The 21213-nt window shown below is 34.0% G+C and carries 30 protein-coding genes and 1 tRNA gene; 27 read left to right on the top strand and 4 right to left on the bottom strand.

The features are described 5' to 3' along the window. The first annotated feature begins 27 nt into the window (after positions 1-27). From KORDIASMS9_RS02070 to KORDIASMS9_RS02060, 3 genes are all read left to right on the top strand, one after another. Positions 28-100, top strand: a tRNA-Met gene (locus KORDIASMS9_RS02070). Between the two features lie 65 nt (positions 101-165). Continuing rightward, a complete protein-coding gene (locus KORDIASMS9_RS02065) occupies positions 166-1503 on the top strand; it encodes a site-specific integrase (RefSeq protein ID WP_114901255.1) in 1338 nt (445 codons plus the stop codon). Positions 1504-1633: 130 nt separating this feature from the next. Further along, positions 1634-1843 (top strand): hypothetical protein, encoded by a 210-nt coding sequence (locus KORDIASMS9_RS02060; RefSeq protein ID WP_114901254.1) that lies wholly within the window; start codon positions 1634-1636, stop codon positions 1841-1843. A 7-nt stretch (positions 1844-1850) separates the two neighbouring features. Here KORDIASMS9_RS02060 and KORDIASMS9_RS02055 read toward each other — a convergent pair whose 3' ends face one another. Then, entirely contained in the window at positions 1851-2267 is a 417-nt protein-coding gene (locus KORDIASMS9_RS02055; RefSeq protein ID WP_114901253.1) for a hypothetical protein, read from the bottom strand. Positions 2268-2430: 163 nt separating this feature from the next. Between KORDIASMS9_RS02055 and KORDIASMS9_RS02050 the strand changes: the two genes are divergently transcribed. The 8 genes from KORDIASMS9_RS02050 to KORDIASMS9_RS02010 all read left to right on the top strand — a co-directional run bounded on the left by KORDIASMS9_RS02050 (position 2431) and on the right by KORDIASMS9_RS02010 (position 8657). Further along, positions 2431-2610 (top strand): hypothetical protein, encoded by a 180-nt coding sequence (locus tag KORDIASMS9_RS02050; RefSeq protein WP_114901252.1) that lies wholly within the window; start codon positions 2431-2433, stop codon positions 2608-2610. 11 nt (positions 2611-2621) lie between these two features. Then, entirely contained in the window at positions 2622-2804 is a 183-nt protein-coding gene (locus tag KORDIASMS9_RS02045; protein ID WP_114901251.1) for a hypothetical protein, read from the top strand. Between the two features lie 384 nt (positions 2805-3188). Further along, complete coding sequence (locus KORDIASMS9_RS02035; protein WP_162819728.1) at positions 3189-4847, top strand: hypothetical protein; 1659 nt, start codon at positions 3189-3191, stop codon at positions 4845-4847. Further along, positions 4837-5124 carry a hypothetical protein gene (locus KORDIASMS9_RS02030; protein WP_162819727.1) on the top strand — a complete coding sequence of 96 codons (288 nt, stop codon included), beginning with the start codon at positions 4837-4839 and terminating at the stop codon, positions 5122-5124. The genes KORDIASMS9_RS02035 and KORDIASMS9_RS02030 overlap by 11 nt, the downstream gene beginning before the upstream one ends. A gap of 5 nt (positions 5125-5129) precedes the next feature. Next, positions 5130-5342, top strand: a complete 213-nt coding sequence (locus KORDIASMS9_RS02025; protein ID WP_114901247.1) for a hypothetical protein — start codon at positions 5130-5132, stop codon at positions 5340-5342. Between the two features lie 226 nt (positions 5343-5568). After that, positions 5569-5859, top strand: coding sequence for a helix-turn-helix domain-containing protein (locus KORDIASMS9_RS02020; RefSeq protein ID WP_114901246.1), 291 nt, complete (start codon positions 5569-5571; stop codon positions 5857-5859). After that, the gene (locus tag KORDIASMS9_RS02015; RefSeq protein WP_114901245.1) at positions 5856-7589 is read left to right on the top strand and encodes an N-6 DNA methylase; all 1734 of its coding nucleotides are present in this window, start codon (positions 5856-5858) and stop codon (positions 7587-7589) included. Before KORDIASMS9_RS02020 ends, KORDIASMS9_RS02015 begins: the two co-directional genes overlap by 4 nt. Next, the gene (locus tag KORDIASMS9_RS02010) at positions 7590-8657 is read left to right on the top strand and encodes a DNA adenine methylase (protein ID WP_114901244.1); all 1068 of its coding nucleotides are present in this window, start codon (positions 7590-7592) and stop codon (positions 8655-8657) included. On the opposite strand, the gene KORDIASMS9_RS02005 is transcribed toward KORDIASMS9_RS02010, so the two are convergent. Then, entirely contained in the window at positions 8654-9706 is a 1053-nt protein-coding gene (locus KORDIASMS9_RS02005) for a hypothetical protein (protein WP_114901243.1), read from the bottom strand. The genes KORDIASMS9_RS02010 and KORDIASMS9_RS02005 overlap by 4 nt on opposite strands. Beyond that, entirely contained in the window at positions 9691-9906 is a 216-nt protein-coding gene (locus KORDIASMS9_RS02000) for a helix-turn-helix domain-containing protein (protein ID WP_114901242.1), read from the bottom strand. The genes KORDIASMS9_RS02005 and KORDIASMS9_RS02000 overlap by 16 nt, the downstream gene beginning before the upstream one ends. A 402-nt stretch (positions 9907-10308) precedes the next feature. Here KORDIASMS9_RS02000 and KORDIASMS9_RS01995 point away from each other — a divergent pair, with 402 nt between their 5' ends. From KORDIASMS9_RS01995 to KORDIASMS9_RS01940, 12 genes are all read left to right on the top strand, one after another. Further along, positions 10309-11928: a hypothetical protein gene (locus KORDIASMS9_RS01995; protein WP_114901241.1), complete on the top strand. Its 1620-nt coding sequence runs from the start codon at positions 10309-10311 to the stop codon at positions 11926-11928. A 33-nt stretch (positions 11929-11961) separates the two neighbouring features. Continuing rightward, entirely contained in the window at positions 11962-12381 is a 420-nt protein-coding gene (locus KORDIASMS9_RS01990; protein ID WP_114901240.1) for a hypothetical protein, read from the top strand. Between the two features lie 145 nt (positions 12382-12526). Beyond that, entirely contained in the window at positions 12527-13123 is a 597-nt protein-coding gene (locus tag KORDIASMS9_RS01985) for a hypothetical protein (RefSeq protein WP_114901239.1), read from the top strand. Positions 13124-13148: 25 nt separating this feature from the next. Beyond that, complete coding sequence (locus KORDIASMS9_RS01980) at positions 13149-13517, top strand: hypothetical protein (protein ID WP_114901238.1); 369 nt, start codon at positions 13149-13151, stop codon at positions 13515-13517. Next, complete coding sequence (locus KORDIASMS9_RS01975) at positions 13507-13800, top strand: hypothetical protein (RefSeq protein WP_114901237.1); 294 nt, start codon at positions 13507-13509, stop codon at positions 13798-13800. The genes KORDIASMS9_RS01980 and KORDIASMS9_RS01975 overlap by 11 nt, the downstream gene beginning before the upstream one ends. Beyond that, positions 13772-14710, top strand: coding sequence for a bZIP transcription factor (locus KORDIASMS9_RS01970; protein ID WP_114901236.1), 939 nt, complete (start codon positions 13772-13774; stop codon positions 14708-14710). Before KORDIASMS9_RS01975 ends, KORDIASMS9_RS01970 begins: the two co-directional genes overlap by 29 nt. A 13-nt stretch (positions 14711-14723) precedes the next feature. Continuing rightward, a complete protein-coding gene (locus KORDIASMS9_RS01965; protein WP_114901235.1) occupies positions 14724-14909 on the top strand; it encodes a hypothetical protein in 186 nt (61 codons plus the stop codon). 16 nt (positions 14910-14925) lie between these two features. Further along, complete coding sequence (locus tag KORDIASMS9_RS01960) at positions 14926-15669, top strand: hypothetical protein (RefSeq protein ID WP_114901234.1); 744 nt, start codon at positions 14926-14928, stop codon at positions 15667-15669. Positions 15670-15674: 5 nt separating this feature from the next. Then, on the top strand, positions 15675-16106 hold the full coding sequence (locus KORDIASMS9_RS01955) for a carboxypeptidase-like regulatory domain-containing protein (RefSeq protein ID WP_114901233.1): 432 nt from the start codon (positions 15675-15677) through the stop codon (positions 16104-16106). A 7-nt stretch (positions 16107-16113) separates the two neighbouring features. Then, positions 16114-16722 carry a hypothetical protein gene (locus KORDIASMS9_RS01950; RefSeq protein ID WP_114901232.1) on the top strand — a complete coding sequence of 203 codons (609 nt, stop codon included), beginning with the start codon at positions 16114-16116 and terminating at the stop codon, positions 16720-16722. Next, entirely contained in the window at positions 16719-17090 is a 372-nt protein-coding gene (locus KORDIASMS9_RS01945; protein WP_114901231.1) for a hypothetical protein, read from the top strand. Before KORDIASMS9_RS01950 ends, KORDIASMS9_RS01945 begins: the two co-directional genes overlap by 4 nt. A 10-nt stretch (positions 17091-17100) precedes the next feature. Continuing rightward, entirely contained in the window at positions 17101-17568 is a 468-nt protein-coding gene (locus KORDIASMS9_RS01940; protein WP_114901230.1) for a hypothetical protein, read from the top strand. Positions 17569-17612: 44 nt separating this feature from the next. On the opposite strand, the gene KORDIASMS9_RS01935 is transcribed toward KORDIASMS9_RS01940, so the two are convergent. Beyond that, positions 17613-17795 (bottom strand): hypothetical protein, encoded by a 183-nt coding sequence (locus KORDIASMS9_RS01935; RefSeq protein WP_114901229.1) that lies wholly within the window; start codon positions 17793-17795, stop codon positions 17613-17615. A gap of 96 nt (positions 17796-17891) precedes the next feature. On the opposite strand from KORDIASMS9_RS01935, the gene KORDIASMS9_RS01930 reads away from it, so the two are divergent. From KORDIASMS9_RS01930 to KORDIASMS9_RS01915, 4 genes are read left to right on the top strand one after another with little or no spacing between them, the layout of a single operon-like run. Beyond that, positions 17892-18596, top strand: a complete 705-nt coding sequence (locus KORDIASMS9_RS01930; RefSeq protein WP_114901228.1) for a class I SAM-dependent methyltransferase — start codon at positions 17892-17894, stop codon at positions 18594-18596. Then, the gene (locus tag KORDIASMS9_RS01925; protein ID WP_114901227.1) at positions 18593-18784 is read left to right on the top strand and encodes a hypothetical protein; all 192 of its coding nucleotides are present in this window, start codon (positions 18593-18595) and stop codon (positions 18782-18784) included. The genes KORDIASMS9_RS01930 and KORDIASMS9_RS01925 overlap by 4 nt, the downstream gene beginning before the upstream one ends. Next, positions 18785-19021, top strand: a complete 237-nt coding sequence (locus tag KORDIASMS9_RS01920) for a hypothetical protein (protein ID WP_114901226.1) — start codon at positions 18785-18787, stop codon at positions 19019-19021. Continuing rightward, complete coding sequence (locus KORDIASMS9_RS01915; protein WP_114901225.1) at positions 19008-21203, top strand: SNF2-related protein; 2196 nt, start codon at positions 19008-19010, stop codon at positions 21201-21203. Before KORDIASMS9_RS01920 ends, KORDIASMS9_RS01915 begins: the two co-directional genes overlap by 14 nt. The last annotated feature ends 10 nt before the right edge of the window (positions 21204-21213 follow it).

Raw genomic sequence — 21213 nt, 5'->3', positions numbered from 1 at the left:
AATGGTTGTATATTTGCAGTCCAATATCGCGGGATAGAGCAGTAGGTAGCTCGTCGGGCTCATAACCCGAAGGTCACTGGTTCGAGTCCAGTTCCCGCTACTAAGATAAAATAGACTTCAAGTCAGTATTTACACGGTTTACCTCTTTTGGTAAACCGTTTTTTTATGACTAAATTCGATGAACTTTTAACAAACGAGTATGTAAACGAGTATATTTCTATGGCAAAAAAAAAGTTTTCCGAGCCAAAAATATATGATGCCAAAGGCGATCTTTCTAAGCGTTGGTATGTGTATTTCTATTATAGAAATCCAACATCGGGAAAGATGGAAAAGCAAAAACCAATCTTCAAGGGAGCTAATAGATTTAAAACTAGAGCCGAACGAATGGAAGTTTTAAATACATATCGTAGAGCATTACTTAGATTATTAAAAGACGGATTTTCACCTTATGATACCGATGAACAAACAAAAAATCGTTTAGAAAAACATCGGAGTTCAATTGATACAACTGAGAAAGTAGTTCATACAATCAAAAAGAAATCTAAATGGACAGTAAAAAAAGCACTTGAATTTGCTTTAAAACAAAAGGAATCGGATTGGTCAAAAAAATCTGGTGAATCAATGCATGGGCATTATAATAGACTAATCGAGTGGTTAGGCAAGAATGATCTGCTAGATAAAGATATTGTTGACTTAGAAAGAAGTCATATATCTTATTTTCTTAACACATTGACAAAGCGTCAAACAAAAAAAGAAAAAGAGCTAGGACTGAAACCAGTATCAGTTTCTCCTAAAACAAAAAATAATTATAGAGGAACCTTATCACCGTTATTTGCTATTCTGAAAACTGAAAAGATTATTTCTGAAAATATAGTAGAGACAATTGAAAAGAAAAAGACTACTCCAAAAAAGAACAAGCCATTTTCAAATAAACAAATTGAAACAATTCGTAAGCATTTAGATATACATGATCCATATCTAAGAATATTCATAAAATTTATGTCCTATGCTTTTTTAAGAAATAAAGAAGTATGCAATATTCGTATTAAGGATATTGATTTAGATTCAAAACGTATCTTTATTGGTACAAAAGTAGAATCGCAAACGGCAATTCCAATCATTAAAGAATTGGAAGATGAAATTCGTGCAATGAATATTGAAAACTACGATCGAAATGATTTTTTAATTACACGATTTGGTCATCCTGCTGCATGGGATATTGATGCAGATAATAAGTCTAGCCATTTCGGTAAGAGGTTCAATAAGAATGTAAGAGAACCATTAAAATTAGATACTGACCATACATTGTATTCGTTTAGGCATACAGCAGCCATAAATATTTTTAAGTCTTTGAGAGATACAGGAATGCCACACGATCAAATTTTGTTTCGACTTATGTCGATTACTAGACACAAATCTATTGCAGGACTTAAAAATTATTTACGTGATATTGGAGCAACATTGCCCGAAGATTACAGTGATATTTATACAATTGAATTTTAATAAGGGCACAATATGGTATAATATTTGTCGTTATTTTTGCTGTACGGTTTTCCGTAAAATTCTAAAGTAAGCTTCCCCTGCTGATTTCATAAAAAAATTAAGCGATCATTATTTGGTTACTAAGTTGAATATGGAAGAAAGCGAAAAATTAAAAAAAGAACAAGAGTTAAAAAAACTAAAGGCTTTAGAGAAAATCATTAAAATTAAAGATCAAGACAAGATTAAAGAATTACTCAATGAAATAGGAAGTGATTCTGTTTCTTTAGAAAACTACATAAAAATAATTGATTCTAAAGTTTCTTTTAAACTCAATATTGAAATTAATAACGAAGAAGAATGAGTGTATACTATTTGTTTAACTTCATAAGCTTTTCAATACTGATACTCTCACCCTCTTTGGCTAATAGCGCCATTTTCAAAGCTTGAATATAAATCATATCCTTAAATGATTGTTCTTGCAACAAAGCTTCCTCATTTGCTCTTATTTCAAGTGCTAATTTCTTTATATAGTTTGCATCTTTTTTATCAAGAATATCTACATCACTGTTAAAGATCACTCCATTATTGAAACTTTCTTTATGATCTTCCATCAACTTTTTTGCGTACTCAATCACTACATCTTTTGTCTTTTTTCTAGGATTCTGTGTAGTACCATCCAACACGGCAAAAAGAGAGCCAGCACTTAATCCTGAAAAATTGGAAAGTTCTCTCGCTGTTACTCCTTTTTTCTGCAAATAAGCTAATGCATCTTTAAAATCTATCATACAAGAAAATGTTAAATAAAAGAACTAATGTTCTTTAATGTTCTAAAATGTTCTATATTTGAGTAAATAAATCTACTTTGTGAGTGATTTATAGTCACAAATATAGTTTTTAAAACGAAAACAGAACAATAAAATAAGTTAAATCTTACAGTAAATAGATTCTTTGAAAGCAGTAACAGCATATAATGTAATTCAAGCCTTATCTGACGATGAGTTATCAAAGCTGTATAAAATGTTAGGTATAAATCATCCTAAACAAAAAAAGAATCAAAAGAAAAAAGCTTTGATCACTATTGAACAAGCAATGGAAGATATTTTAATCATGTATAGTAATAATTCATAACTGGAATAGATATGGCAACAATTCGTAGAAAGAAAGTCAGACTAAGTATTAAAGATACATTAAGAGATTACAAAGGATTTGGAAAACTAGCCAATGGAATGACTCGAAAAGGGTTTTGCAGACTCGCCAATGGGCAAATTGTTAGTACAAATGATTTAGAAAAAGCCACGAAAGATGAAGTTTTTCATCTGTAATAAAATCAAAGGCGATTCTTATCGCCTTTGGTTTTTCTAATAAAGTATAGCTAATGTATGCAGATCAAATAAAACAACCGATAGCAAGTGCAATACTTGATCGGAGAAATGTAACGATACATAATTTTTCAAATAAAGAAACAGTAGTCATTCTCAAATTTTTGAGTATTCCATCCTTTTGCAATGTGCTAATTTCTAAATATGAAGACATTGTTGAATTCAGTATTACGATCAAAAAGATTGACTGTGTTGATGAAAAATTAGTAAGTCTTCATTCAATTTGCGGCATTGTAACCAATCTTACTGGCGTTAATGCTTCCCAAATATCTAACACCTTCACAAACTTCGATACCTACGATCTTCTAATCATAAAATGTAAACTCAATGCAATTAATCAGTAAGTACAGACCTTCACATATTTCATGTCCTTATTTTTTGAGTGAGGATAAAATAGAAACTATGCAACGCTACCGCATTTTTATCAATGATTTTAATGCGAAGCTTCCAAAGCTGAACAAAGAAGTGAAGCAATATAATCAAAAGGTACGCACCTTTATCAAAGAACATAATTTACAAGCACATGCCTACACCATTACTACCAATTTTAAAAAGCAAAAAACAAATGGAACTGTAAACAGTCAACTTTCTACTTCGGCGTATAATGCACTTGTTGAAAATATAAATACAGATAGTATGCTTCTGCTCTACAAAGAAAAGTACTTACCTGTTCGACAACCTCATGAAAACATTTTTGAGGTCATTTTATGGTTGTACAGTCAGCAACTCATTAAACTTAGGAAACAGCTACAACTCTTATCTGATGATGCGAAAGTAGCATTTCCAAAAGTGCATACCAATTCATACGAAATTGCCAATTTCACCAAAGATGGAGTCGCAAGAATACTATATTGTCAAAATACGATTCTCAATCATATCAAGCGTTTGTACAAAGCAGGTGTATTTGAACAATATCAGTCTAGAGGAAGAAAGAAACCTGTGAATTACTTCATCAATGAAGCCATTTTTGTCTTCCGTGACAAGCAAAATCCTACTACTGAAAATCAACACATTAGTGATTTTAAACCACAAAAATTAGTACTACATAGTGTAGATACAAGAACAATTACTAAAAAAAGAATAAAAAAAGTAGGGAATGTTGATAACCATTCCCGAGAAGCGGAAGTTGATTCTTTTGCTGATGAAAAAATCAGCAAAAACAAGAACTCTTACAAGATCACCACAAAAGATGAAGCCCTAGAAACTTCCAATCAGAACGCAGGCAAACTAGGGGCGCGCGAAATTTTCCCCAAAAATAAGCTTTCCGAGTACTTGCGATCACAAATTCAGTACCGATCCGAGTTTTTACAAGCACTCACCGAGCATCATTACGACAATTACAGCTTTTCGGCAGCACAGATGAACCGACGATTGGACACCGAAGCCACCACTGGCGCACTGTCCAAAGAAGAATTTCGGGAACTGCTCTTGCAATTATTTCTAAAGATTGCCGCACCGATTTGGAAAGGAAAAGACGTGTATTACGGGAGTTGGCATAATGCACTGGTGCAATTGGATGATGAAGTTTCACGCAATCCTAACGGAAGTATTCCACGAAAAGAAACCCTGCTGTACATGTTTGGCTTTTTGGTGTATCGAATCAATCGCGCTAAACGCTTTTTTAGGCGTAAAAAACAGTATCAAATACATTTTCCATGTATCTACTTTGATGCTACACGAAAGCGAGCCAATGAGGGCGGATTTGCCTATACACTAGAGTGGCTCAAAAATTATCAAAAGTATCAAGACATGCGTGCAACAAGACGCCAACAAAACGCAACAAAAGCAGGAGTAAGACGTAGAGTGATGACCGCTGAAGAAAAAGTACGTGCTAAAGTCAAACAATATATAAAAGGTGAGTTTACGCTTCCACAAGTGTATCATTATATAGAACACAACAGAGGAATTCCAAACTACTTTGTTTCGGAAGTACCAAGAATCTTAAATATACTCACGCATAAAGAATTTGAATTATATGAATGTTAATAAAAACTGCAAATGCAACAGTAAAACACGAACAGCTTGCGGTAATTGTTCCAGGCTACGAATGGTGTTTTTAATGGATTATGAGTTGGGTAATATTCAAAACCCTGTCTACTATTCTTTTCAGGCGGAAGATCGTAAGTATAAAGATGGTAAAGAATTAGCCCAGCAAATGCTTGATAGACTTGCAAAGCTGCATCGAGGGCGATATCATAAAATAGTAGTATTTGATAACCGAACCGCAGGGAAACCTCAATTATTTGAATTCAAGAAAAACTAAGTTGTATGATTAAAAAAGAGCAATTTAAAACGATGGGGAAAATTGAACTTCGCAGGTTATTATATGGAATTTCTCGTAGGGATGTTAGAGAAATAACGAATGAAACCATTGCCAAATGCCGAAATATATCTGTAGAAGAAGCCAAAAAGAAGAAATTGGTGTTAGCACATGAAGCTATGAAAGTTGCTGATTATTTTGGGTTTGAGGTTGTTGATTAATTTATTTCAATAAGATACAAAAAGAATGATTCGTATTATTATGTATCTTTTTTTATCGTTTTTTCTAGACTTACTGAATATATTTTAATTAATTTCTTGTATATCAAAATATTTATTCTAATTACTAGAATAATTCAAAAGTGCTAAAAATATCCAACTTCTAATTGAATTATCAAATAAAATTAATTAAATTTGACCTTGATTAGTCAAGTCTAAATTTGGTAAAGTGACACTTGGGCAAAAAATTAAGGAATTAAGAGAATCAAAAGGAATGTTTCAAAGGCAATTAGCTTCAATACTTGAAATCGGAGATGGTTTTTTAAGTAAAGTTGAAAGCGACCAAAAACCCTTAAAACGAGAACACTTAAAAACAATAAGTGAAACTTTCAATTGTTCGTTTTCAGAATTAGAAGCTCTGTGGATTGGTTCAAAGATTTACGATATAGTGAAAGATGAAAAAGAAGGAATGAATGCCTTAAAAGTTGCCGAAAAACAAATGAAATACGAAAAAAAATGAGTTTAGTAGAATTATACTCCCGAGAAAAAAGAAAGCAAAACGGAGTTTTTTATACTCCTGATTTTCTTTCTAATTATTTGTCAAAAAAAGTAATTCAATATCATTCCTTAAAAAAAGAGAATTATTCAATACTTGACCCTGCTTGTGGAGATAGTATGTTATTGAGAAGTTTTGCAGAACAAATTAAAAAGAATAATGCTACAAAGTTTATTGGACTTGATATAGATATAAATGCAATAAATAATTCCATTATAAAATTTTCAGAGCCTGATTTTCAAAACTTTAATCATAGTTTCGTTAAATGTGATGGTTTATTCCCTTATCCAGAATTGAATTCAAAAGATGGATGGAATAAATTAAAAGATAATCTTGAAATTGAAAATGGTTTTGACATTGCATTAAGTAATCCACCTTGGGGAGCTGATTTAAGTAATTACACTTCGCAAACACTATATTCCAATTTTAAATTAACCAAAGGTCAATTTGATATTTACAATTTATTCATTGAGGTTATTTTAAATAATCTAAACGACAATGGAACTTACGGATTGATATTACCTGATTCTATTTTTAGTCAAGAACAAAGTTCTTTGAGGTGTTTATTGTCGAAAAACACAACAATAAATTTTATTGCCAGATTAGGAGAAAAAATCTTTCCAGGAATCAATAGAGCTTGTGTTGTAATTATCGGAAAAAATAAGATGCCAAAAAAGAATCACAAAGTTGATTGTTTCAGGTTATCAACAGCAAATAAGAAAAGAGTTATTTCTAATGAAGTCTCTCTTTTAGAAATAGACAATGAACTTTCACATAAAGTTTTGCAATCTCGATTTTCAGAAAATGAAAATTGCGTATTTGATATTGACTTAAAAGCTGATTCAAGAGAAACTTTTGACAAAATTCAACAAGGAAGTTTAAAGCTAAAAACATTTGTTAATAATACTAGAGGTGCTGAAATTTCTAAAAAGGGAATTGTTTGGCAATGCCATAAATGTAAAAATTGGACACCTGAACCTCGCTCAAAAGAACCTAGGTGTAAAAAGTGTAACACCCCTTTCGTTGAAAACACCATAAAAGAAAAAATAATTTTAAATCACAATGGTGTTGGAAATATAAAAATCAAAGTAGGAGAAGATTTATACCGCTATACATCAAAATCAAAAAGCTGGATTAATACTCAAAAAGAAGGAATTAACTATAAAAATCTATCCATATATCAGGGGAAAAAAATATTGGTCAGAAAAACCGGTATAGGCATAACAGCTAGTATTGATTATGAAAACTCTATTACAAATCAAGTTGTTTACATCTTAAAACTTAATCCTAAATACAAATCAAAAATCACTTTAGAGTTTATTCTTGCAGTACTAAATTCAAGATTAATGACATATTATTTAATAAAGAAATATGGTGAGAATGAATGGAAAAGTCATCCTTATTTGACACAAACTATGCTTGTAAATTTACCTTTTCCAAAAATTAATTTTGAATGTAGAAAAACATTGTCAAAGATTAAAAGTATATCATATATAATTGAAAATGAAGTTGTAAACTCAAATAATAAAAACATCTCAATAGAAAATGACTTACTGATTGAGAAAATTATAGCGAGTTTCTTCGGCTTAAATAACAATGACTATGAAACAATATTTGAAACCCTGCATTCAGCAGACCAATTAATCCCAATTAAGAGGCTGTTAGAATGTGATACTAAAGAAATTTTTCAATAAATGGGTTACAGGTACATTGGTTCAAAAGACAAGCTTTCCGATATAATAATATCAGAAATTCATAGAATAAATAATAACACTGAAACAGTAATTGATTTAATGGCTGGCACTGGATTATTGTCTCTTGCACTCCGCGAAAACAATTTTAAAGTTGTGGCAAATGATGTAATGACTTATTCTTATCATCATTTGCATTTACATTTACTATTATCAAAAGCACCTGATTTTAATAAAATTTCGTCAATCGTTAAAAATCAAAACCTTGACAACAAAAAAAGTAATTACACCCTAATTCTTGACTATTTAAATAATGTTAAGCCCATAAAAGGTTACTTTTTTAATGAATTTAGTCCTGAGGGAAATCCAATTAATGCAACAAAACCAAGAAAGTATTATACAGCAGAAAATGCCGCAAAAATTGATGCAATAAGAAAAGAAATTAAAAGCCTAAAGAAGAGAAACTTAATTACAGACATAGAGCATTCTCTTTTATTACACGACCTTATTATGGCTAGTAATGATATTGCTAATATAGCAGGTACTTACGGTCATTATTTATCAAAATTTGTAAAGCGAGCTGAAAGTCCAATGTTACTGTATCAATCAAAATTTTCAAACCTTGGACAAACAGAAGGACATCAAGTTTTTAAAGGTTATGCAGAAGAAATAGCACCAAAATTAGTTGGTGATATTTGTTATATAGACCCACCATATATCAAAAGACAATACGCAGCTAATTATCATATTTTAGAAACTTTAGCAAGAGAAGATGAGCCAGAAGCTATTGGAGAAAGTGGTTTAAGACCTTGGCGTGACCAATATTCAAATTTTTGTTCGAAAGTTAAAATTAGAGACTCTTTCGATAAAATAATTACAAGTATTAACTGTCAAGATTTCTTAATTAGTTATAGTGAAGACGGACTAATTCCTATATCTGATTTAATTTTGTTTTTATCTAATTATGGCACTGTTTCAAAAAAGAATATAGAATACAAACGATTCAAAAGCAATAATAGCAAGAAAGAATCAACTTTAAACGAGTATTTAATACATCTTAAAAAGGATTAGTCTTCTAAAGATTTTTGCACTGTTTCAAGATGTTGTGGTAGCCAAGTTATTTCATACTCATCTCCATTAATTGTGATTTTTAGCTTGTTATCCACGATATTATTTAAATCTATTTCAGAAACATCTGCATAGTGTAACATTCTATGAATCAATGGAGATATAACAATCGCGTTAGCATAAGAATCGGAACCGCTTTCCCCTAATGGAATCAAATGATGAACCTCTGAATAAAGTTCACCATTTTTCTTTTTAAAAGTCATTGTTTCTCCTGTTATTTGGCATTTTCCGCCATATAACTTCTTTAACTCCTTAACTATTTTGTTATTCCTTTTCCTTATTTTAAATATTCTCTCTTTTAATTCTGGTTCAACACCTTCGTCATCCAATTCTACAAGCTTTGGAGAAGTATCTTGATTCAATAAATCTTCTTCAACATCTTCATCAGTTTTAATCTGATTAACAATTGTTTGTGCATCAAAGTAGAAAGGCCAATCTTTATTTTCTGTATCAAACAAAACTTTAGTTTGAACATCAATTTTACCAGATTCTTCTTCAAACAAAACCTTTAATTCATCATTAAAATTCCAATTTTTTGGTATATCATTTTTCAAAAACCATCCAGCCCAATATTCTCCATCGGTAGTTTTAATTATATAAATAACCAAGTTATCACTGTCGGGGTTATAATCTAGAGGAAATGAATTATTGGGGTGCCAAGAAGCTATCCTTTTTCCTCCTCTACTATGTTCTGGCAATTTTTGAGATGCAATACTAACTGAAGCTGGTCTTCTTTGATAAATCCGAATATCTTCATTTACGGCTATTCCTAAACTTTGTATTTTAAAATCCCATTTTGGTCTATTACCAGCTCCTGTGGAGGTATGGTCTCCTAAAAAAGAATACCATTCTTGTAAACCTATATTTGCAATTGGAAAATCTATGTAAGATTGTCCCCCACCTCCTTGTTCTTCGCCTCCGACTTTATTTATGTGTCTATAATCGGCATAGGTCATTCTTCTAAAAACTATGCTCTCTACTCTTTTTTCCATTCGAAAAGTTTTGTAATCTCTATATCTAAAGCTGTCGCAATTTTTTCAATAACTGTTATTGAAACATTTCTATCACCTTTCTCAATACTAGAGATATAAGTTCTATCAAGTTCCGCCAAGTGAGCAAATGCTTCTTGAGACAAACCTTTTTCAAGCCTTAACTCTTTTACTTTTTGACCGAATTTGATTTTTATATCCATAAATGCAAAGTTGAGCATATGTTGACAACTATACAACGGACAATAGTCAACACTAAAGTGATATGAATCTGTAATTCGCTTCAGCCATACACAAGCCAAAAATTACAAATGAATAATTAGTCATTGCCAACAAAACAAAAGGAAATAGAGCGAAAACAAAATTAATTATACTAATAAATAGTTGTTAAGCAACTAAATGAAAAAAGAATTATAGATTCAAAATCATTTATGAATTTAAAAATAGACATATGAGCCTATAATTTTTATTATCAAACATTAACAAACCCAATCCGCCCCTACCCAACACAATCCTCCCACACAAATTTTATTTCTTAACAATTTAGCTGCAACAAAGCGCAACAGTTTGCAACAAAACGCAACAAGTTGCAACAAGCAGCAACAATGTCAAGAGAACACACCAATACTTCATTAAAACGCGTCGTAGCTTCGGGAGAAGCCTACAAAAAGTACTACGCGCCATCAAATTGCAGCAGAGATTTTCTTGGCAAAGGCACAACGGCACATGGCATGAAAACCATTGCTGCTTGGGCAAAAAAACATAAGGGTGAATCGGCAGCCATTGCAAAGGCAGAGTTTTCAGGTTTTTCTCTCTCCAATACATGCCGTCGCATTCACTCTTTTTTATTCAATCACTTTCAATACGAACTAGATACCGAACTGCAACGCCTTAAAGCACCGAATTGTATGTGGGCAACACGCCATGAGGGGAATGATTGTAAAAGTTTTAGCTTAAACGCATCTACGATTCTACTGAATTTAGGTATCAAACATTACCTAAGACGCATTAAACAAGCAGCCTACTACCCAACACTCTACACGCATGTATATGTGATTGTACCCAAAGATCAAAAACGGGGCAGTCTTAAAAGCGGCTATCATGTTATTGATGGCACTATCAACTCTTTATCTGAATTACCATACTTACAAAAACACGATATCTACATGGAAGAAGCAAACTTACAATATGTCGGACTCTCCGCGCCATCATGCGGATGCAACAATCACAACACATACAACGACTCGCAACCTATTGGACTCTCAGCAGCTTATGCAGGACAATCCATTACAGATTTTAACAAAAATGAGTATCACAAAGCTATCTACGAATCCTTAAACCGTGTAGATGACTTTTTAAATATACTTACACCTTATACGACCTCACAACACAGTAGTGATCTACTTCGGGGAAAGATATTTGACAAACTTTGGTATGGTCACAATCCTACACTAAAATTTACTAGCAAAGGGATTTATGTAGATGATGAGTTTGTCAACTTTTCAAAAACTTTTGCGCGATTAAAAAGAGCAAAATCACATACAGGTTTAGGCAATCCATCCACAGGCGATCCGATAGCAGATTCTTTAATTGGTTCTATATTAGGAGACAATTTCTTTTCCAATACATTCGGCGCAATTTTCGCCAATGGACTTGAACTTACCTGTTGGAACTCCACCTTTACGCCACAACAAACCGTAGCTGAAATATCCGCTATTCATGAACCGTATTTTCAAAACTTATTTCAAGAATTACAAACGGCTATTACGGTCAATCAATTAAATGATAGACTCAATTACTTAGCAATGGCAGTGTATGTTTGTCGTGACATGTATTGGTTCTTACGCGTGAATGAAAATTGGCGCAGGTGTTCCCGCTTGGCACTCGATCAATACAATGAGGTGTTTTATGCACTTATTCCTGCCTTTGAAAGTATTGTTTCCTCACTTAGTATTACCTACAGAATTACAGAGATAGCACAAGAAACTACCGATGCAGCATGGATATTTGAGGGCTATAACCATCAGTGGTCAGAGAATACCACCGCGATCTATCCTGTTTTTTTAGTAGAATCTAAAACTACTACTGATCCTACAGAGCCAGTCGATGTAGTACCATTACCAACCGTTGTTGGTGGCTCAGATATACCAACAAAGAAAAAATCAAATGCAGGACTTTTACTAACAGCCACAGCAGTCATAGGAACACTATTAGCCAAGGCTTAAAATCAAGTATTAATCATTAAATATAAATACACTATGAAATTAAAAATGTTTACAGGCAAGACAATCGCAGGTGCATCCTTTGATGCAGGTGGTATGCTTGCAGGCGGACTACTTTCTTCGGGAATTGAGGGTTTAGTACCTATTGAAGATTCTAAAATGCGAAAAGCTGCATTAGCAGCATTGGGTGTTTTTGGTGCAGCTTCCATACAAGGAAATGACACTACAGCAAAACTTGTAAGGAATTTGTTATTAGGAATGGGAATTCGACAAGGACAACGTTTTATCGCAGAAGCAGCAACACCAACACTTCCCGAAGCAGACGGAACAGCGATGAACAAATTCATGCACGACATGTTAGAGACAGGCGGCGGTGATGTTGTCAAACCAACAGTGGAAGCGCGCAGACGCATGGGGATGGGCTATCGTTTTACGCCAAATCGAAACAACACGTAAGTTGGTAGTTATCAAACAAACATGCAGCCAGCTCGCTTAGAGTTTCCACTAACTTAAAATACCCGCAACAACTTGCAACAAAACGCAACAGTTTGCAACAGTTTGCAACAAAACACAACAACAAATTTTATAAATACATACACAAATGAAACAAACAGAATTATACGGCGAAGTATTGCAATTTCTATCAAGGGTTGCAGGTGAGTCAGGGAACTTCTCAAACGATATGATCACTAACATCCGTAACCAAAACATCAAATTACAGGATAGTGAAATCTATATTCGACAGGAATTACAAGCCAATGGAAGTTCGCAGGATTTATTTGAAAAGGAACTACAAAAGATTGTGGGAGAAAACCTTTTTGATGGCAACAAACTCGATACAGGACGCTATTTTATCGCAACCAGTGTTCGTCTTACCTATGGAGTTGCCAATAGTGATACTTCACGCGGTTTGGTAGAATATACCAACAATCTGCCGATTGCACTTTTAAACGGACAGATCATTCAAAAACTGGACTCAAATATCATTATGGATTTACCGATCAAATCTATTTGTGATGCCATTCAAACAGACAGCTATAAATACAAGTTCAACAAATTCATACTCTTTAGGGACAACAAGACACTAAATGCAGAAATCAGAGTACCCGATGGTGCAAGTCTTGGTCTTAATGCAGGTGAAAAAGGATTTATTGAACTGCGTTATATCGGGTTTGAAACTTCGGCAAGTAAAAAGTAATAACCTCTAAAATCTAATACGAGTCATGCAAACGCGAAGGAATCTAAAATATATTGGTGTGAATCTAACCGTCGATACGGGCAGTAAATTTGTTCAACAACCAAAAGAACTTGTAAGAGGTCGTTGTATTGGTGTCGCTTTTTTTGACTTTGGAAGTGTTCCTCTACAAAATATCAATCTATCTATTGAAGATACACAAGGCAATCCCATATTGGAAGCGGTCGATATACGTGACTACAAAAAAGGCACAATAGGTGGTTTACAATCCTATAAGTCTGTTAACTTTAAAACCAATGGAAAAGTATTTATCAATATGTTTTCTCCAGTGGTATTTGGTAGATCATTTAGCGGACACTTTTTATTTGTAATTGATACCGATGGCTATGATAGATAGGACAGGAACCATTAGTGTTATTGCCATTACAAGTGATACCATCTTGAATTTAAAACAGTTGAACGGGCGTGGTGTATATCGTCTAACCATTCGAAATCGTGGTAATCAAACAGCGATGATAAACGGTATAGACGATATCAAGCCCGAAGAAACTTTTGTAGCGGAAGTTCCCTTTGCAGCGACCAATTCGAGTTTTCGGATTGACTTTGTGCCTAATGAAGAAGAACAAGTCAATCCACGACTTGTGATTTGGTATGGAACACTTCATTGTCAGCAACAATAACAACAAAACGCAACAAAACGCAACAAGTCGCAACAAAATGCAACAGATCATTCATCATTTACTACAGCATCCGAGTAATTCCATAAGCGTGGAATATAACGGTCGTAAAAAGATGAATCCCTATGCTATAAAAAATAAATACCTCTTTACTCAAGAACGTATTGAAAGTGGATGGCATAGTGTACCACAATTTTTAAAGGGCTTAAAAAATGATGGTTTTCCAAGTGGAACAAAAATATACTTACGTATTCCCAACGGAAGCACCTCAAAGGTTATTGGGCAGCCGATCACCTTACAATTTAGCGGCGATATCAAAAACAATGAGTTTATGACACAAGAGGCATCACATAATGAATCAGCAGTACTAAGCAGTCAGATGCAACCTATTCAGTCAAGTCAACCCTACTATGGAATGGGCAATCCAATGATGGGAGTACATCCCGCCGAAAGTAGACTTGAAGCCATTACAGCCAAGTATGAAGATTTAAAAGAACGCTACGATGATCTTAAAAGTCAATGTAAAGACCTCCAATCTACAGAACGTCAATTAAAAGAAGAAAATAACTCTTTAAAATTGGAAGTCAACACCGCTGAAAAGCACAAGGAACTAGCCATTTTGCAAGCGGACTTAAACCGTAAGAGTTTTATGGACAGTGACGCGATGAAAACCATTGCAGCCAATCTTGCGCCTGCACTGCCACAAATCATTAGCGGACAACCTGCGCAAATAGGAATGGGTACAGCTTCAAATCTTTCTAGTGAAAAGAAACAATTCATTGATTTTATCACCAGTGATCGTGTTACTGATGCCGATGTGGGTAATGTCTATAAAATCTACAAACACATGGTTAAAAATCAAGATTTTGCAGCAGCCGTACAGCAATTAATAATACAATTTCAAATACCATAAAACAAACGTAATTATGATACAAGTAAAAGGAAAAAACGATTTAGATACAGACTTACGCTTGGAAGCTTTACAAGCATTAAACAAGCTTTCCACACAAGTACTTACAAGACTTGAACAGCTATCAAAGAGTCAAAGCGCACTCACCTATTTAAAGACTGAGAGTGGGTTTAAAACAGTCAAAGCATTCTTAGGAATGTAATATAAAAAAGTAAAAAATGAGTCAACTAGGAAATCCAATAGTCGCAGGAGTCACAAGTACCGCAGGAAGTTTACTATCCAATAATGCACTTTTAATAGGGGGAACACTTGCCGCTGTCTATGCATGGAATACAATTCCTGCATATTTAAAAAGAAAGGAAGCTGAACGTTATGCGCGTGCCAATATTGGACATCCCGTAGTTACTGCCGCTGCAATTATTCATGAGTCATTTACGCGTGCAGGTTTTAAAGATGGACTCTTTAGCTATTTGATTCCTGAATTTGATATCTATACCGACGAAGCTTCCCTGATGGCAATTGCTTCTAAAATCAATGATATCAGAGAAGTGGCTAAGGCATACGAAATTCTTTTTGACAGGGATTTATTTAGCGATACTCTTAACGGATTGTCTACCGATGAACTCAACTCTTTTTACAATGCGATCAACGCGCCAAATCACAATCCAAATCCACAAATAAATAACGGTGATCATTATTTGATTGGTGACTACCTGTATTGTGCTAAAAAATCGGGAGTACAAGTGCCACTGGTAGAACAAAGAAGTGACGGTTCTTGGCTCACCACCGAGGAACTATACGGAAACTATAAACACAAAGAATATATAGGGCAAATTATTGCCACCGACATCTATGAGCCAGAAAATAAGCGTTACTACATCATTGAATGGTGTGCCGTTTGGGGAATTTGGTGCTATGAAGGAATCGTATGGAGCGATCAAGTTATTAATTATCAAATCTAAAGAAAATGAGTATACACACTATAAATCCAGTATGTGCAAGAGACACTACACATATTACCGTAACAGGACAAGTTTTTGATGGTAATTCAAATGAAACCTTGCCGTTTGCCAATGTATATCTAGCCTTAGATAGTAGTGTTGGAACGGCAGCAGATATGGACGGAAAATTTCGTTTAAGTGTTCCAAAGGGAAGTACCATCGTAGTGAGTTTTGTGGGCTATTATCCTTTTAAATATATGGTAGATGAAAATTTTACCGAAGTGTTTTTAACGCCCGATGATCAGTTAGCACCTGTTGTCATTCACGGAGAAAATAAAAAGAAAAGTAATAATTGGCTTTGGTGGTTACTCCTTGGTGGTGCAGCACTAAAGATGGCGTCTAGTTCTGACAAAAAGAAAAAACCCGCACTAGGACAACCAATGAACGTGAAAATATAGGCAAGCTATGAGACTGATTTTTCAAGAAAGTGTACCAACGGTATACGGAAGCAGTTTTGTGGATTCGGTTATAGATTATAGCGAGTCTTTAGGAATTGATCCGAATTGGCTCATGGCTGTGATGTATTTTGAAACCGCAGGCACATTTAGTGCATCCATTCGCAATCCGTATAGTGATGCTACAGGGCTTATCCAGTTTATGCCAACAACGGCAATAGATTTAGGAACTAGTATAGATGAACTCGCACTAATGAGCGCAGAGGAACAGTTGTATTATGTGTATAGTTATTATTATCCATACAGACAACGGATAAAGAGTTATGTGGATTTGTACTTGGCTACTTTTTTTCCCGTAGCCATCGGAAAACAGGATAGCTATATTCTTCAGACAAAAGGAATCAGTGCTAGTGCTATCGCAGATGTAAACCCTGTTTTTGATCTGAACAATGATCGGAAAATTACAGTAGGAGAAATCAAAGAAGTAATCACTAATAAAATTCCGCAGTCATGGCGTTTTTATTTCGACGGTGATGATTCGAAAAAAAAAAGTTTGATGCCTAAAGTGATCGGAATATCGCTGCTTGGATACCTAACCTATAAAATAATCATCCAATGATCGGTGTAAAAAATAAAAAGCAATCACAATCTAGTAATGACAATACAATACCCACACCCGTAGATACAATTCCAAGTTTCAATTTACAGGATGGACAAGGTGGTATTTATGGCAAAGTCACAGAGCGAAATATCAACTCTGATGAAGTACGAAACATAAGAGATGTAAATATCACTGTATTTGATGAAAATACACTGGTAGCATTTAACCTAACTAGTGATGAGGGAATTTACATTTTTGATGCAATCAATGCCCCGAAAAGCTACACGATTGAGTTTCGAAAAGATGTGGTTTTAACAAAGGAATTCACCATAGCATCCAAAGAGATTAAAGAAATCAATATAGAGTTTTTAGTCAATAATTTTTAATAAAAAACAGATGAAAAAAAGAATAGTAGCTATAACAATGATTAGCCTACTTGCAGTTGGATGCTATTCCATAAAAAAATACAAAGCTGCGGCGGCAATTATAGAAAAATTAGTCGTACACCCTAAACATATTAAAAATGTTAAAGTGAGTTTGGAAAAGTTCAGCTTTACCTTTGATTTACAACTTTTAAATCAAACCCATTATGATTTAGGGTTTACCACAGGTTCGCTCATTGAGATTACAGAAATTAAAGTCTTTACACTCGACGCTGTTTTACTTGCTGATATTAAGACAGATATTTCAGCCATTGAGTTACCTGCTAATGGTAGTTTTTTAATTGAAAATATACAGGTGGAACTAGCAACCTACAGACTTATTGATAAACTAGACACCATCATTGAATTAATCACAACTAATAATTTACAGTATCAAATCACAATCAAAGCCTTTGGAAAAGAGTTTAAAGTCTGGACATAAAAAAAAGCGAACTTTTAGTTCGCTTAAAAGTCTTTTTTTATTTGTCAATCACATGGTTTACATAACTGACCTCCCCACCAAGAAGAACAAATTAACTCAGTTTCACAAAAATTACATACTGAATTATCTTGGAAGGTCGGATATGCTTTTCCTCCATTGACTTTTTGTTCAAAATTACATATTGACTTTTTGTTCAATTTCAATAATTTAAGCTTCTTTTTTTTCATGTCTTTTGTTTTAAAGTTTATACAATAAAAGTAGGAAAAGTGAATTTATTAAAAAAGTAATACCTCTCGATATTTATAAATTATAAGTATTTAAAAATGAATCAAAAAATCGAAAACATACTATCAAAACAAACACTTTCCAATACTGATATAGCTATTTTAGAAAGCTATGAGCCAAAAGAGAATCAAAATCTTTTGTATTCGTTTTTCACCCCTATTTGGCTTTGTGAAGTAATGTATAAACTAGCCATTCGTTATGGTTTTGATACAAATGGTAACGTGTTAGAACCTGCCTGCGGAACAGGGAACTTTTTAACCGTGTTGGACAATCCACAAAATGCAACTGCCTTTGAACTCGATACCCTTAATTATAAAATTGCACAAAAAAGAAGTCCAAAAACTACTATTTATAATCAATATTTTGAAACGGCTTTTTTACAACCGCCACGTTTTAGAAGTAAACTAAAAAACAAGATTACCTGGCTTGAAGCTGCACCGTTTGATTTGGTCATTGGCAATCCACCTTACGGAAAGTATCTAGGAATGTACGCTCCGTATTTCAAGTCTTTAAAATTTAAACAAGTTGAACAATTTTTTATGTACAAATGTTTAGAGCTATTAAAAAAAGATGGCTTGTTGGTATTTATCACTGCATCTTCATTTTTACGAAATAAAGATACCTACACAAAAGAAAAACAACGCATCGGTCAGCTTGCTGAATTTGTTGATGCCTACCGAATGCCTAAAGTATTTAAACATACACAAGTTCCTACCGATATTATAATACTCAAACGAAAATGATTACACAACTTAGAACACACATACAAAATGCACTAAGGGCAGTTACCACTGAAAATGCACCAAATGTATATCTAGCCATCAGTGAGCAGCAAGGATATAAAAATATTGAAGATCAAATCATCCGAATGATGATCAGTGAAAATATGACTGCAAGTGCCTGTATAGTTCATATTGAAAATAGCTTATAAATGGATTTTGTTGGTATTACAAGTGATAATAATTGGTTTAAAAAGTATCCACAAAAAATCGCAGGTGAAGAATACCTAACCACTTCACTATACTTTCCAGTGATGGTCAAAGGAACAAAAGAAGATGTACTTAGAGTAACAGGAATTAAAACACAAACCAATACGCAAAGAATTAAAATAGCCAAAGCAAAAGCCATTGCCTTACAATTAAAAAGAAAAAGAAATGAACGTATATAAAGGAACACTCTATAAAGATACGCTTGCTCTTGTGGAAGCTTCAAAGGGCAAACTCAAACGACTTATCAGTGTAGGACTTGGAAAACCAAGTGCGCCTACCTATTCTATTGAAGAAAGTATAGCCAAACACAATGTTGGTATTTCCAAAGAAGAAATTCAAGCGTGGGTATGGTATCGCAGACAAAACGGTATTCCTATGGAGAATTGGAAAGCCTACCATGTGGATATGACACACGAACGGCTCACATACTTTGTAGCCAAAGGTTTTCTATTTATTGATCCTGTACTTAAAACGTATGTTCCCTATCCTGTATTTGTTTTTGGAAACATCTATACCAAAATAAGCAAGCTTGAACAAATGCGCAGCACTATTATTGATAATCATGGCGAAGCCGTATTTGTTAATAGTTTGGAAATACTGGAAGCGAATAAACCTGCTGCACTATCTATTCAAAACCCGATTGAGAGTGAACGCCCTGTAATTTTATCCATAGCAAGATTTACCAATGAATTTAAAATTAGTGCTTTAAAAATTGAATCGGGCGTACTGATTTCTGAAGAAACTACTTTACGCGGGGCGTATATTAAATGGCTTGAAGCTTTAGACGATGAATTTATAAAAAACACCAATGCCTTTGAGATAAAGAGTTACTACTTGCAAAAAAGTCGTAAACCGATGGACATAGAAAAAATTGCATGGCGCGAGCTAAAGAAAATTACGCGCAATGAAGCAGAGCGACTTTTTAAAGAGTTTTTACATACTGCCCTTACTATAACCGATCAATTACGAATAGATGCACATTATAATAGTAATTACAATGCTATTGCACCTTTACAGCATCATAAAATTCCTGTCGGTATTGAAGTTTCAAAAAAGTTTATGGGCTTGGATTTAGATATCAGAGCTGCACAGCGTGAGGGGATTGCTTTTATGGAACTCATCGGTTCTGGAGTAATTGCTTATGATGTGGGCGTTGGAAAAACCATTACCGCAATTATTGAAACAGCTTCGGCGATTTTAAATGGAAAATGTAAACGCCCAATGATTGTAGTTCCCAATCCAACCTATGCCAATTGGCTTAAAGAAATGCTAGGAACAAGCGATACTATGCAAGGAATTTTAACAGGCACAGGAATTACTGTAAATAAATGGTTCAATCTAGGAGTAGACTACAAGCACCTTGATCTTTCCAAAAAAGTGCCCGAAAACTCTATTACACTGGTCACATACAAAGGACTAGAAAAAATTGGTTTTAATGAACGTACACAGGATGCACATTTTGAACAACTTGCTAATATTTTATCTCAAAATACAGACATAAGTAAGCGTAATATCGAAAAAGATTATGAGAGAATCCGTGGAATTATTGGTGTAGGACTCATGAGTACTATTGCTGATATTGAAGATTTAGGAATAGATTATATCGTCATTGATGAAGCGCACAATTTTAAAAATATTTTTTCTGAGGTCAAAGGCGATCAAAAAAATGGAAAGCAATTTCACATCACAGGAGGAACACCCTCGAATCGAGGAATCAAAGCATTCTTTTTGTGTAATTACATTCAGCGCACCTTTGGTAGAAATGTAATGCTCCTTACCGCGACACCATTTACCAATAGTCCGATGGAAATATACTCGATGTTATCTTTAGTAGCTTATGAGTATATGCGTAGTTGGGGAATTTTAAATATCCGTTCCTTTTTTGAGCAGTACATACAAGAAACTACTGATAATGTTATCACCATTGACGGGGAAATACAATCTAAAAACATTGTAAAGAGTTTTAACAATCGTGTGTCACTTCAAAAACTCATTAATTCACACATTAATTACAAGACAGGTGAAGAAGCCAACATACCGCGTCCATGCAAGATAAATTTACCTAAAACCTCACAGCAAACTGAAAAAGGACTTCAAAAACTTCCAAAAGATAAGCAGCTACTTACGTATTTAAAGATGACACCCAAACAGTCTATGAATCAGTTAGGCTTTAATGAAGATGCTTCTTTAGGTGCTACAAGAAGTGATCCTAACAGATTATTACGTCTTTTAAGTAAGAGTTTAAACAATGCTGTAAGTCCATATTTGAATGAAGGAGTTCCAAAAGACTTTGTCGATTTTATAGATAGCGCGCCAAAAATCAAATATACTATGGAATGTATCGCGAGCGTGAAGAAATAGCATGAGAAAA

The organism is Kordia sp. SMS9 (assembly GCF_003352465.1).
Lineage (GTDB): Bacteria > Bacteroidota > Bacteroidia > Flavobacteriales > Flavobacteriaceae > Kordia.
This window is presented reverse-complemented; position numbering and strand designations above follow the sequence as displayed.